The sequence below is a fragment of the Paenibacillus sp. FSL M7-0896 genome, assembly GCF_037975415.1.
GTDB classification, from domain to species: Bacteria; Bacillota; Bacilli; order Paenibacillales; family Paenibacillaceae; genus Paenibacillus_AQ; species Paenibacillus_AQ silagei.
On record NZ_CP150250.1, the window covers coordinates 2,155,309 to 2,169,571 of the forward strand.

General features: G+C 53.5%; 6 protein-coding genes. All 6 read left to right on the forward strand.

Features of this window, described 5'->3' with window-relative positions; genetic code table 11:
• Positions 1-12 precede the first annotated feature (12 nt).
• The 6 genes from MKY12_RS09040 to MKY12_RS09065 all read left to right on the forward strand — a co-directional run bounded on the left by MKY12_RS09040 (position 13) and on the right by MKY12_RS09065 (position 14,164).
• The gene (locus tag MKY12_RS09040) at positions 13-8,739 is read left to right on the forward strand and encodes a chitobiase/beta-hexosaminidase C-terminal domain-containing protein (protein ID WP_339313519.1); all 8,727 of its coding nucleotides are present in this window, start codon (positions 13-15) and stop codon (positions 8,737-8,739) included.
• A 30-nt stretch (positions 8,740-8,769) separates the two neighbouring features.
• Complete coding sequence (locus MKY12_RS09045) at positions 8,770-9,459, forward strand: serine protease (RefSeq protein WP_339313520.1); 690 nt, start codon at positions 8,770-8,772, stop codon at positions 9,457-9,459.
• Between the two features lie 159 nt (positions 9,460-9,618).
• Positions 9,619-9,981, forward strand: a complete 363-nt coding sequence (locus MKY12_RS09050; RefSeq protein WP_339313522.1) for a response regulator — start codon at positions 9,619-9,621, stop codon at positions 9,979-9,981.
• Positions 9,982-10,069: 88 nt separating this feature from the next.
• Positions 10,070-11,248 carry a MalY/PatB family protein gene (locus MKY12_RS09055; protein ID WP_339313523.1) on the forward strand — a complete coding sequence of 393 codons (1,179 nt, stop codon included), beginning with the start codon at positions 10,070-10,072 and terminating at the stop codon, positions 11,246-11,248.
• Positions 11,249-11,660: 412 nt separating this feature from the next.
• Entirely contained in the window at positions 11,661-12,791 is a 1,131-nt protein-coding gene (locus MKY12_RS09060) for an IS4 family transposase (RefSeq protein WP_339250465.1), read from the forward strand.
• Positions 12,792-13,204: 413 nt separating this feature from the next.
• Positions 13,205-14,164 (forward strand): nucleoside hydrolase, encoded by a 960-nt coding sequence (locus tag MKY12_RS09065; protein ID WP_339313524.1) that lies wholly within the window; start codon positions 13,205-13,207, stop codon positions 14,162-14,164.
• Positions 14,165-14,263 lie beyond the last annotated feature (99 nt).

Here is a 14,263-nt window from a genome sequence, read left to right on the forward strand (position 1 = left end):
GGTGGTGTCAACATGGCTTTGAAGCGAAGATCATGGATAGGTTATCTTATAGCACTGGCGGTAATTGTCGTTGCCGCAGTTGCCGGAGGCATCATGGCCAAGGCTGATCCGCAGACCTGGGACAGCACGGCCGATACCAGTTGGTACGTGCCGACGAATGATACTTTCAAAATTAACAATGCTAGAGAGCTTGCTGGTGTAGCCAAACTCGTGAATGAAGGCACTGTAAATGGACTCAGCGGTAAAATTATGGAGATTACGGACGACCTGGACCTTTCTGCTTACCAGTGGGTGCCCATCGGTACGGCCGAGAATCCCTTCCGGGGAACTTTAATCACGGAAGGCGGATTAATCAAGAAGATTTACGGTTTGAACGTAGTGGCGAACCGTTCATACCAAGGCTTGGTAGGGAATATGCAAGGCGGTACAGTAGGCGGCCTGAGTTTTGAATCAGGCACCATCTCTGTGACCGGAGTAACCTATGATGTCTATGCCGGCTCTGCCGTAGGTAAAATGAGCGGCAGCAGCATTGTGTTTGACATTACCAACAAGATCAATATCACTTCGGACGCTTCCCCGTATCACTCCTACACGGGCGGTATTGTCGGGATGGGCGAAGGGATGATCTCGAACTCAATCAATAACGGAACCGTTACAGCGTTTGGTTCAGCCGATGTGGGCGGAATTATGGGCTATGGCGACTCCAGAGGCATCATCATCAAAAAAATAGTCAATAATGGAGCGGTTCTTGCCCAGGGGACGGACAGCTCCGTGCTTACTGCAGGCGGGATTGCAGGTCATACTACAGGACCGCTCAGTCTAAATGATGAAGACACTCCTATCATCAATACGGCGGCGGTTACCATCGCTGGCGGGAATCAGGTTACGGCAGGCGGGATTGTCGGTAAAGTAGACAATACCATCGTGTTCTCCAACATGACTACCAATAATGGTGCAATTACCGTTAATGCAGCAGCGGCAGTGAGCTCGGCAGCCGGGGCGCTGGTAGGTGCGACAGGAACAGTAGCCAGCCGTGAGGTTTCCATTACATTTGTGAATACGGCGCCGGTTACCAATAACGGTGGCAAAAACGTATATACTGGCGGCATTGCCGGATATACGGGCAGCAAATTCACCTGGACGCATCCTTATGTGAATACACAAAAGATTACAGCATCAGGGTCAGAGAGTGTAGCTACCGGCGGATTCGTCGGATACGCCGCAGGCGGTCTGGTCACCAGCAACGCTACAGCGGGAGTATTCGAGAATAAAGAGCTGATCTCGGTTAACGGCGGCACAGGCGTCTACACCGGCGGGATTGCCGGTTATGATGCAGGCGGGAACATCACCCAGACCTCTTCAACAGGCGAGCTGAAGGTTAAAGGGACTGCGGATGTATATACCGGCGGTACCGTGGGTTACGAAATCGGCGGAACCATTGCATCATCAGTGACCGGCAAGACGGAAGGGCAACATCTGGCAATCACTTCCGATGGTACAATCGGCGGAATCGTTGGCTATCTGGAAGGAACCTTGAATAATTCTTCTATTAAATATGCTACACTGCAGGTTACTTCGGCAGGCGGTGTTATCGGCGGGATTGCCGGTAACGCACAGGGTACAGTAAGCGGAGTTACGGCCGGAGATGCTGAATCGGCAGGCTACAGCACTTTGGTGCTTCAGGCTGCAGTAGCGGATGCGGCAGACGGGCAGGACAATATCACGTTCGGCGGACTCGTGGGTGTGAACAACAAGCCGTTGACGCTGACCGGCGGTAAGGCCTCGCGGATCAGCTTCCTGAATGAAGCCGGAAGAAGCGGGTACACCATCGGCGGCGCCGCTGGTAAGCTGACGGCGGATGCGGTCATCGGATCTGCAGCCGTGCCTGTGCAAGTGCAGGAACTCCGCACAGAGCTGAAGGCTGATAAGGTAAGCTTCGGCGGCGGTGCAGGGCATAACTCGGCTGCCCAGTTCAACGGGCACACGAATCGTATCGAGATTAAGGCTACAGGCGCTACAGTAAAAGCTGGCGGCATGTTCGGTGAGAACCATTCAGCCGCAGCCGCTCCGTTCAATCATGCGGAGAATGTAGCCATCACCGCGAGCGGTGCAGATAACCAGCTTGGCGGGAATACCGGCTTCAATGCCGGACAACTGGTGAATGCTACCGTAACTCAGCTGTCTATTGAAGCCAGCGGTGTGCGTGCTGAAGCCGGCGGGATTACCGGACATTCGGAAGGAACAGAGGCTCCTGCCACACGAGCAGGAATTACTTCAGCTGTACTGAATGTTCCTGGAGCTGACCCGATGATTACGCTGACTGCGGCGGATGCCAAAGCGGGAGCGATCGTTGGAGCAGCGGCAACGACAGATATTACAACGCCGGAAGTGAACGCGCAAGACGGTGCGCTGATGCTCATTCAGGCGCAAGCGGCGAAGCCGTTTGTCGGCGGCTTGGCAGGTACCCTTACGAACAGCAGCATCAGCAGTGACAGCAAAGTGGTCAATGTGGAGAATATGCTGATTCTGGCAGGACCAGCGGCTACAGATGCCTATGTTGGCGGGATTGTAGGCTACAATGAGTCCTCCAGGCTGGAACGTCTGGCAGGTTCAGCGGTGAGTCTGACCCTTAATGCACCGCGCGCTACTGCAGGCGGGGTGGCCGGATATAACCACGGCAGTGCTACAGGTATTATTGTGGACACTTATATCAGCGGTCTGAATCTGAAGGCTAACAACGGGGCAGTGTCCTCGTATGCCGGGGGGATTGTCGGCCTCAATGCGGCTCAGAGTATTGATCCGGTACTGAATCCTGTGACCTCGGTCAGCACGATTCAGAATACCCGGACACTGGGTACGGTCTCCGCTACATCCGCCAATGCCATTGTGGGCGGTATGGTTGGTGAGAACCGCACGCTGATTGCCAACAACAGCATTACCGATAAGATCTCGGTGATCGCAAGAGGCAATTCCTCCATCATCGGCGGTCTGGCCGGTGTGAATACAGCATCGGGAACACTCTACTACACGTATTCCAATGCGAACCTGACCATTGAAGGAACAGGTACACATGCCGGGGGATTAGCTGGCAGCAATGCCGGTGCTGTCATTGGCTCTTATGTAGATATTGATGTGACAGGAGATGCTCAAGGAACCTCGGGCGGTTCCGTTTACCTGGGCGGACTCATCGGCAGAAATACAGCCGGTACGGTGGAGCAATCGTATTCTGTTTCCAAGGTTACCGCGAAGAACGTCTACACCATTGTCGGCGGTCTGATCGGAGAACTGTCCGGCGGAACGGTCAAGAATTCCTATGTAGCGAAAAGTGTTAACGCTGCGAACGACAATTCTTATGCGGGCGGCTTCGTTGGGCGAATTACAAACGGTAAAATAAGCAACGTCTACTCAGCAGCAGAGGTTAATGTAGACGAGAAAAAGACTGCTTATGCCGGCGGCTTCGCCGGACGTTATGATAATGCAAGTAAAGAGCTGCTCTATAAATCCTACTATATTAAAGACGAAGGCTTGAACATCAACCGCGACTTGCCTGACTTCGCAGAGGGCAATCACCGCTGGCTGAATGTGCATGTCCGGCTGACTACCATTCTGTCGGAGACGCTGAAGGACAGAACGGTATTCCCGGGATTGTCGGGCTGGGATTTCGAGGGAGCCTGGAAATACGGCTCGCTCAGTGCGGCCTACCGTTACCCTGAAGTCAACCGCATTGCCAATACCGGCGGCGGAGACAACGGCAATAACGTGAATGCCAATATCAACTGGTACACGAAGGATAAGGATGCAATCGGCTTCGAGATCACCTCGGAGGCTGAGCTGGCCGGTCTGGCGGGAATTGTCAACGGCACCATTGCCGGTGTAGAGCAATTCAGCTTTAAGGACAGAACCGTGACTGTGATGAATCCGGTCCATATCCAATCCAAGCAATGGGTACCTATCGGTGATAAGGAAGTCAATCCTTTTGAAGGAACATTCGACGGGAAAAGCCAGCTGATCGATGGTCTGACCCTGCAGCCGGTCTATACACATTCCGGGTTGTTCGGAATCATTGGAGCGAATGCTACAGTGCAGAACATGAATCTGGAGCCGCTCACGGTTGCCGGCAACGGCTACACCGGCGTTCTGGCCGGAACGAACCTGGGTACAGTCAAGAATGTGGACCTTAAGCTGCTGGACGGCGTGAAGGTCAGCGGCGGTATTGTCGGCGGCATCATCGGCCAGAACTCAGGCAGTGTTGCCGGTCTGCAGCTTACGCTCGACGGCGGAAGCCGGATTGAGACGGTAGCTGAAGGCGGCATCGCCGGCGGTCTTATCGGCGACAACACAGCGGATATTACAGCTGACACTTATGTCATCCACGATAAGGATGGCAGCATCGGCAGCGCGGCTGACCATGCCGTTATCGGCGGAATTATCGGGGTGCAGAATGGTAATGTGACTGGCCTGGCCCTTGAAGTGAACTCAAGATACCGGATCTCTTCAACAGGAATGGAAGCCACTGTTGGCGGACTGATTGGACATTACCAGACGGGTCAAGCTGAAGGGCTGACCGTGAGCTTTGCAGACGGAACCCTGGAAGCGCGGGGGCTTGGCTCCGTCCTGGGCGGAATGATCGGTCAATCCGATCAAGGGAACAGCATCCGCAATGTTACAGTTACCGGTCCTGGAAGCGGTGTGCAGCTGACAGCTAATGGTACGGCTGGCGGTGTTGTGGGCGCGAAGGAAGGCAGACTCGGCGGAATGCTGACCCGTTCTGTGGATAACGGCAGCAGCTTCGATATTGAACATGCAGCAGTATCAGGCGTGAAGCTGGCTACAACAGGCGACAGCTTGAAGGCTGTGCTTGGCGGGATTGCCGGATCAGCTTCCCGGACGGCGATCAATGACGCCAAGTTCAAGGCTTCCCTACAGGCTGCCGGTGAAGTAATCACTGCCGGAGGTATTGTGGGAGAGAGTGATAACTCCATCATCTACAATGTGGATTCATCACCTGAGCTTCAGGCGGCGGCGAAGAGCGGTGAGGCCACTGTCGGCGGGATCGCCGGAACAATCTCAGCGGACGATATCAATCAAGGCTTTGATTTTGGCAAGGCGTATCCGCTGTATAAAGGGATTTACATTGCCAAGGTTCATGATGGCCAGATCACAGTTACCGGAACAGACCATCGTGCTGACCTCTATGCAGGTGGTTTGACAGGCAAGAATACGGATGCTTCCATCTATAGCTCCGAGGTTGCCTCCGGTATGAAGGTAACCGGCGGCAATACCGTGAGTGCAGGCGGAGTAGCCGGATACAGTAACGGTATCATTGTGGATACCATTGTCAGAAGCGGTGTGAACGCAGATAACAGCAGAGTAATCAATGCCGGCGGGCTTGTCGGCTGGGGAGACGGCGGCGAGATTCATTACAGTAAGGTGATCTCCGGCTCCGGCCAGTTCATCAACGTCGGATCAGCAGTTACTCTGGGCGAATCAGTACCGAATACACGCGTTGGCGGAGTGATCGGTATGGCCGATCATGTCCTGATTACGAATACCCATACGGATATTCCGGTAGTGGTCACAGATACCAATCAGGATAACACGATGTATGCAGGCGGCTTTGCCGGACTCCTGGGTGAGAACGGTACACTTGCCGGACAGATTCAGAAGTCTTATGCCACAGGCAAGCTGAATGTCAGCGGCAGATTAGGCTCCTATGTCGGCGGCTTCGCCGGGTCTGTAGATCATTACTCGATCACAGATTCCTATGCCTCCGGTGACATCAGCAATACCGGCTTCGACACACGCAGCGGCGGTTTCGCAGCATCTGTGGAGAGAAGCGGCAGCATCAGCAAGTCTTACGCTTTACAGAGCAAGATTTCTACTGTCGGGGTGAAGTCCTCGACCCGTTCCTATAATGGCGGCTTCGCCGGATATAATGACGGAACGCTTACTAGTGTGTACGCGAATGTGCCGCAGATTAGCGTTACAGTTGCAGGGGACAATGTCTCCAAAGGCGCACTGGTCGGCTACAACTTCCGGGACGGCAAAATTCTTAGCTCATCCTATACAGGCACACTGGATGCTGTAGGCCGTAATTCGGGTGCAGCCGCAGCTGCCGTAAGTACAGCAGCAGTTGATCCGCTGACTTCAGGACTCTGGAGTATCGACTATGATACTACCTTCCTGAACGACTTGAAGGATGGGGCCATTACAGTGCAGACTCCGCTGCAGCTCGCGGGGGCAGTCATGTTCTATAACGAGACAGGGTTGAATTATTACAAGCTGTTCAACAGAACAGCTGAGAACAAGCCGGAGCTGGCAACAATCCTGCTTGGGGCGGATATTGATCTTGCCGGCCGCTTCTGGACCTCATTCGACAGCTTTACAGGTGTGTTCGACGGCCAAGGCCATACGATAAACGGATTGTCTCTGAAAGCCTCCGGCCAGCAGACCGCCGGATTCATCAAGGATAACCGTGGCCAGCTCCTGAATGTGAACTTTACCGGAGCAGAACTCTCCGGTGCAGTGAATGCAGGTATTGCTGCCGGGATCAACCATAAGGGTGCAGTCATCCAGAATGTGAAGGTCAGCGGTTCCGTGGCGGGAAGTGCTGCCGCAGGCGGGGCAGTTGGTGTGAATCAGGGCACTCTGGAGAAGGTCACGAATGAAGGAGTGAAGCTTGCCGGAGCAGGCCGGATTGGCGGAATTGCCGGAAGCAACGCTGGTGTGATTCACCAGGCTGTATCGAAGGGCAACATTGATGTATCATCTGCACTGGCCGCAGGTGGAATTGCCGGTGAGAACAGTGCAGAAGGCTCCATCACTGAATCGCTTGTCTATGGCGATATCCGTGTAGCTTCAGCCCAGGCGATCGCTGGCGGGATCAGCGGACTGAATGCTGGAGAGATCAAGAACAGCTACTCTGCCGCCACGGTCCTCGCCGAAGGCATGTCTACTGCATGGGCTGGCGGTATTGCCGGTCTGGCAGAGAGCGGGTCGATTATTACTTCCCTGAACACCGGAGAAGTGAAGGCTGGAGTGAAGGGCAAGATTCAACCGCTGCAAGCCTTCTTCGGCGGGATTGCCGGACAGAAATCGGACAATGCCACGATCAGCGGCTCCTTGTTCAACAGACAAATGCTGAAGAATAATATTGCGTACTACAATCTGAATGGCCAGGCAGTGTCCGGCAATAACAGCAGTGCCATGGGGCTGCCGGGTGCAGAGCTTACTGGCGCGAATCTGCCGGCAGGCCTGGATGCCGGAATCTGGACAGCCCAGAACACATTCTATCCGCTGCCTCAGTCCTTTAACGGAACAAATGAAGGGACTCTGGCTTCAGCCGCTGTTATCCTGAACTCGCAGGATCTGATTAACCGCGTGGGTTCGGCATTCCACATGAGCAGCGGCGGAGCACTCTCCTGGAGCGCTGATCCGTCCAAGGCTGTAGTGAACGGTACAACCGGCAGCCTGATATCAGGCGGCAGTGCAGTGCTGAAGGCAACCGCTGGAGGACAGAGCAGAAGTATTGCTATTAATACAGCTGCATTCCAGTACCCGAGCGCAGCAGTTGCACCAACTGCAACTCCTGCAGATAAGAATTTCACTACTGAAGTGAAGGTGGAGCTGGCAACAGGCGAGCAGGGAGGAAGCATCTACTATACACTGGACGGTACAACACCTACAGAGACCTCCCAGGTGTACAGCGGACCTATCGATCTTAAGAGCACAACAACGGTTAGAGCCATTACGATTGTACCCGGCAAAGAGTACAGCCCGGTTGCAGCCTGGACCTGGACGCTTGTAGTCCCTAATCCGAGCCCTAATCCAAACCCTGGTACCGGCAATGGCGGCGGTGGCGGTGGCGGTCCAATTGCTCCGCTTCCAAGCCCGACACCTGCACCGGCAGCTCCGTCGATCACAGCGGTCGCTGGAACATCGACAGTAACTGGTGACAGTGAAGCTCCGGTCAAGATCGCTAAAAACAGCAAGCTTGCGCTGAAGGCTCCAGAAGGGCAGACGATCTATTACACAACGGACGGCAGTATTCCGACTGCCAAGAGCACGAAGTACACCGGTGAGCTGCTGATTACCAAGAGCATGACGATCAAAGCGATCACGGACAAAGACGATAAAGTCATTACCATCGAGTATGCGGTGGAGAATGCGAAGTACAGCCTGAAGAATAACAGCGGCGAGATCAAGTATATGGCAGCCTATCCGAACGGTCTGTTCATGCCAAACGCAGCCATCACCCGGTATGAGCTGATCCAGTCGCTTGCACCGCTGCTTGACATGGAAGAAGTGAATGTAGGCAATCTGTTCAATGATGTCAATGCCGAGAATGAAGGACTGACCGGATTCTTCGCATCGGCCGGCATTATTGAGGGCTTCCCGGATGGCGGATTCGGCGGAACGAAGGGCTTAACCAGAGCCGAGTTCTCCAAAATCATGACAACTGTGCTGAAGCTTGATGTAACTGAGACAGGCGTAACGAAGCAGAAGGATCTGAAGGGACACTGGGCAGAGAAATATGTCAATGCCCTGTCACAGGCAGGTTATGTACAAGGCTTCCCTGACGGAACCTTCAAGCCGGGAACACCGATTACCCGTGCGCAGGCCGTAGTGTTGATTAACCGGATTGCCGGCACGAAGAAGCTGACGGTAACGGCTGTACAATTCAAGGATCTTCCGGCTACCCACTGGGCTTATAAAGACATCATGTCGGTTGTGAAATAACAGAAATTCATAAGTGAAGGAGCTCGGCGGATGAAAACAAAGCTGCTTGCCGTAAGCCTGGTCCTCTCATTGATCTCGGCGATACTCTTCTATTCCGGCCCCACCAGTGCGGATACACCTGAGGCGTACAACGCTGAACAAAGCTATGGAATAGCGAGTAAGGCGATCTTTTATCTGCGGGTGCTGAAAAGCGACGGTACTGCAAGCTCCACCGGAACAGGAGTGATCCTGTCTCCGGCGGGTACCGCAGCAACGGCGTATCATGTGGTCAAAAATGCACAGCGCATTGAAGGAGTCATGGCCGATGGAACGGTGATCAGTCCGATTAAAGTCACGAAGTCCGACGAGCTGAAGGATGTGGCCATCCTTGAGCTACCAAGCCCGGCTGCGATGAAGCAAAAGGATAATGCCTATGCTTATCTGCCGTTGCGGGGGGACAAGCTGAGACATGGTGAAGCGGTGTATGCCCTGGGCTATCCGCTCAAGAATACAGCGATCATCACGGAGGGGATAGTCAACACTCCGGCAGCTGACATTAACGGCCGAAGCCGGATTCTAACCTCAGCCCAGGTGGCAAGTGGAATGTCCGGGGGGCCTCTGCTGGATACGCACGGTGAGCTGGCAGGCATCATCTCCGGTTCCCTGCGGACGATGAATAACATTCACTTGGTTGTGAATACGGAGGATCTGCGCAGCCTGCTGCCAGCTTCCTTCAACTAAAAGCACTACCAGAAGCAGCTTACACTTGTAGCTGCAATATAATACCGACTATGGCTGTCCTCAGGCGTTTCTTGGCAAACGCGGGGACAGCACTTTTTTTAAATTCAATAAGCTGCTTGGTGATCGTAATTCACCCCTATGGAAGGAGGAGGAACCCATGTGATTACGGCCTATTTGCTGGATGTGAACCAGAGCGATCTATTCAAGCTGTCATCGATGCTTCAGCATACAGGCAAGGTGAATGTGATCGGCATGTCTGCTTATCCCGAGAATGTTGTGGACCGGATTGTTCAGCTGCAGCCCGATGTGTTGTTTCTGGATCTTCAGCTGCCCGGCCACCAAGGAGTCGTTGTAGCCGAGCTGGTGAAGAAAAGGCTGCCGGATATTCAGATTGTGGTGGTCACAGAGACGAAGCAGCATGCCCTGTGGGCCTTCGACCAGGACATTGTGGATTATGTGCTGAAGCCGCTGGAGGAGGTCCGGCTGGGCCAGTCTCTGGAACGGCTGCGCAAGGGGAGCTGAAGCAGGCTGGCGGACGGAATCAGGGATGCCGGATGTTGTCTGCCCATGGTACAATGTACGGACAAGCAGAAAGGATGGGTGAGTATCGTTGAAGTATGATTTTAACCGTATCATTGACCGCCGCAATACCCGTTCCTACAAATGGGACCAGTCCGAGAAGCTGTTCGGAGACAAGGAGATTCTTCCGCTGTGGGTAGCAGATATGGACTTTGCAAGCCCTCCTGCGGTACAGGAAGCGATTCTGCGCCGCGTACAGTCAGGAATATACGGCTATAGCGTGACGGGCGACTCTTACAAAAAGGCGATTGCCGGCTGGTACCGCAGACGCCATGACTGGGAGATTCAGGAGGAGTGGATCTCGGATTCTCCGGGGATTGTAACCTCACTCAGCCTGTCGGTGGAGCTGTTCAGCCAGCCGGGAGATCAGGTGATTCTGCAGTCGCCGGTCTACTATCCTTTCTATGATGTGATCCGGATGAATGACCGCAAGGTGGCGGTGAATCCGCTGAAGCTGGAAGCAGGCCGTTATGTCATGGATTACGTTCAGCTGGAAGAGCTGATGGCCGGCGGCGCGAAGCTGCTACTGCTGTGTAATCCGCATAATCCGGGCGGCCGAGTATGGGAACGGGAAGAATTGCTGCGTCTGGGCGAGCTATGCCTGCGGTACGGGGTAACCGTGATCTCGGATGAGATTCATTGCGATATGATCATGCCCGGACACAAGCATATTCCGTTCGCTTCCCTGTCACCAGAATTGTCAGACATTACGCTGACTACACTAGCGGCTACCAAAACCTTCAATCTGCCGGGGCTGCAGACCTCGTATATCGTCACCTCCAGCCCGGAGCTGAAACGGAAGTTCGACTATAAGATTAAGGCGCTCAGCCTGCATATGTCGGCATTCTTCTCGCCGGAGGCTGTGGAAGCGGCGTATAACGAAGGCGGAGAATGGCTGGATGAGCTGATCCTGCATATTAACGGCAATGCTGACTACGCCATCTCCTACCTTGCCGTGCATCTTCCGCAGGTGAAGCCGATGCAGCTGGAAGCCACCTATCTGCTGTGGATCGACTGCCGGGCCCTCGGACTCGATGCGGACGGGCTTAAGCAGCTGATGTATCGTGAGGCTAAGGTAGCCTTTAATGAAGGGTCTGTGTTCGGTGCGGAAGGCCAGGGTCATCTGCGGATCAATCTCGCCTGCCCGCGCTCCCTGCTGGCTGAAGCGCTGGAGCGGTTCGTCAAGGCTGCGGCTGCTTATGTAAAATAGATATTGCCTTACATGTAATAGTGAACGCCGTTTCCTCTTGAACATCATGTTCGGAGGGAGCGGCTTTTTTTGTTTTTTTGCAGGGGAACCTCCGCAGTAGCAATGCAGCTTCCCGTTCCTTACTGGTCAAATATACGGAAGTCTGGAAATCCTGCACAAACTGCAACTCTCAGCACTTCTAAGTCGCTCAGCATGCCGTAATCCTGCCCGAAATGCAACAATCCGAGCAGATAAGCTCCTCATCTGGGAGAAATCCTGCACAAACTGCAACAATCCATGCTGCGGGGCATCAGCCTAGCCTAAATCCTGCATAAACTGTAAGCGTGTTGATTTCCCAAAAAAAGGGACAAGAAAGGCCGCCATTTCGGGTAATGGTAAGTACGACCAAACCAAACCGAAATGAGGCGACCTCATGAATAATAATACCCCATTCCTGGCCGTGTTCAAACAAGTATTAACTCCGGAAGAAGTCGAAATGGTGACTGGGCAAACCAAGAACTACGAGGATACAGGAATCAAAATGACTGTCGGTGTGTTGTTCGACTACTTTATCCAAGCCTGCTACCACAAATGGGATGGCTTTCGTCAAAGTGCTCGGGTGGGCTCGAACTACGATTTGCCCAAGGTTCATTACTCCACTCTTTCGGGCAAAGCCGGTGAAGTGCCTTACGATATCTTCAAGCGTTTGTTTCAAATGCTCGTCCAGAAATGTAACCGGCAAACCCGGCGGCACCTGAATCTGCCTAAAGATCTTCTGCTTATTGACTCTACGACGGTTACGGCGGCAAACTCCCGTATGTCTTGGGCTCCGTATAAAAAATTCAGAGGAGGTATCAAGCTGCATGTGGCCTTCTCGCATGGACAGCATTCACCCGTGAAGGTGGTCGAATCGATTGCCCGGCGCAATGACGCTCCATTTGGAGAAGTCTTGGCCGATAAGGACTACCTTCTAGTCCAGGATCGGGCATATGGAAAAATCGGTCGATTGGATCAATATGTGCAGCAAGGTCAGTCCTTTGTGATTCGTTTGAAAGACAATCTCCACTTGGTGTTGCCGCGAAAACGTCAGCGACCGGCAGAGGGAGACAGCAAAATTGTACGCGATATCACCTGTTATATCGGTCAAGGGAAACACCGATCCGCCCAGCGCCACCGCGTCGTTGAATTTGAAAATGACCGGGGCGAAGTCGTACGGGTCGTCACTGATTTGAGAAAAGAGTCCGCTCACGTGATTGCTGAAATTTACAAAGCACGCTGGGAGATTGAAGTCTTTTTCCGCTGGGTGAAACAGCATTTGAATGTCCCTTGTCTGTTTGGAACCACCGAAAATGCAGTGTATAGCCAATTGTTTGTGGCCCTTACCGCGTATGTGCTTCTGAAATACATTTTTGATGAAATTCATCCGAAGGTACCGGTCTTTGCTAAGCTGACTCTATGGGAATTTATGCAGTACTGGCGTATATTTAATCTTCCGCTGGAGTGGCAGGTTCAGCTTAATCAGCTCAGGCGTAAAGAACATTTAGGTGTTTTTGTCATCCCATAATATGGGTAATCAACACGCCTGCATAAACTGCAACAATCTGCTCAAACTCCCTCCCCAACTCGCTCCTCTCTCCCCCTAATCCGCCCCTCTCTCCCAATATATTCATCTATATAAGAAGCACTAAAGAAAATAACAAAAACAAGAGAAGCGCAGGGGAAACTTGGAACTGTAGGAGCGGTAGCGACCGCCTCCCCGGATTTCCACCGCGAACAGCGGTTTAAATCAAGAAATCTGGGGATGGGCAGCGCCGAAAGTCCAAATGTTCACCGCAGTGACGATAAGCTTCAAGTTCAACTCTTAAGTGCGTCTTACATACCAGGCTCCCTTATTGAGCAGACCGCAGACCCGTGATAAGATGGGCAGTGCAGTACGGCTGAATGAGTAAGTATAAACAGAGAGTGGGAGAGATAGAGATGAGCAGCAGCAATACGACCCGGATAATTATAGATTGTGATACAGGAATAGACGATGCACTGGCCATATTGTACGCGCTCCGGGCGCCGGGGGTAGTGGTTGAGGGGATTACGACAGTGTTCGGCAACATCGATGTGCAGCAGGCGGCGGATAACACGCTGCGGCTGCTTGAGCTAGCGGCTCCGGGCTATGAAATCCCGGTAGCACTCGGCGCTTCCCGGGCGCTGGTACGCGAGCTGACCGGCTTCTCCACCCATGTTCACGGGGAGAACGGCATTGGCGGCGTCCAGCTTCCGCCCTCCAGGCAGGTGCCGGTTCAAGAGACGGCAGCAGAGTTCATTGCGCGGATGGCGGATACGAATCCGGGAGAACTGGTCCTGGTGACTCTCGGACGTCTGACGAACCTGTCGCTGGCACTGGATCTGGACCCGCAGCTGACCTCCAAGCTGAAGAAGGTAGTGGTTATGGGCGGTACGGTATATAAGCCGGGCAACGTCACACCGGTGGCCGAGGCCAATCTGTGGGGCGACCCGGAAGCGGCTGACCGTGTATTCACCTCAGGGCTGCCTGTAATGATGATCGGGCTGGATGTGACGCTGCAGACGCGGATCACTTCAGAGCATGTGGAGCTGCTGAAACGGCATGGACGGGAAGAGAATAAGGCGGTCATCGAGTTTATGGAAGAGTCGCTTGCGTATTATTTTAAATTTTACCGCGAGGCGAACTATCTGATTAACAGCGCTCCGCTGCATGATCCGCTGGCCCTGATGGCTGCCTTGCAGCCGGATCTAGTAACCTGCCGCCGGATGAAGGTCCGTGTAGAGCATCAGGGGGCGTTCACCTCGGGTATGGTCGTAGCAGACTTGCGGGCACAGCCCAAAGAAGGCGAGTTCATCGAAGTGGCTGTAGAGGTGGATGCTGAACGGGCTGTTGGTGTCTTTTTGAGCGTGTTCATATAGGTGTTAAGGGAACCCCGGACGGGTGAATCTGCAATGGTTACAATCTCTTCATTTGCTATATTTATCTAGTTTGCTAGAATAGTAGGGGATGTAAGGTTG

What these genes read in the sequence shown, in the direction of transcription:
- MKY12_RS09060 (WP_339250465.1), top strand. Translation starts at nt 11,661, where the DNA reads ATGAATAATAATACCCCATTCCTGGCCGTGTTCAAACAAGTATTAACT.
- MKY12_RS09040 (WP_339313519.1), top strand. Translation starts at nt 13, where the DNA reads ATGGCTTTGAAGCGAAGATCATGGATAGGTTATCTTATAGCACTGGCG.
- MKY12_RS09065 (WP_339313524.1), top strand. Translation starts at nt 13,205, where the DNA reads ATGAGCAGCAGCAATACGACCCGGATAATTATAGATTGTGATACAGGA.
- MKY12_RS09045 (WP_339313520.1), top strand. Translation starts at nt 8,770, where the DNA reads ATGAAAACAAAGCTGCTTGCCGTAAGCCTGGTCCTCTCATTGATCTCG.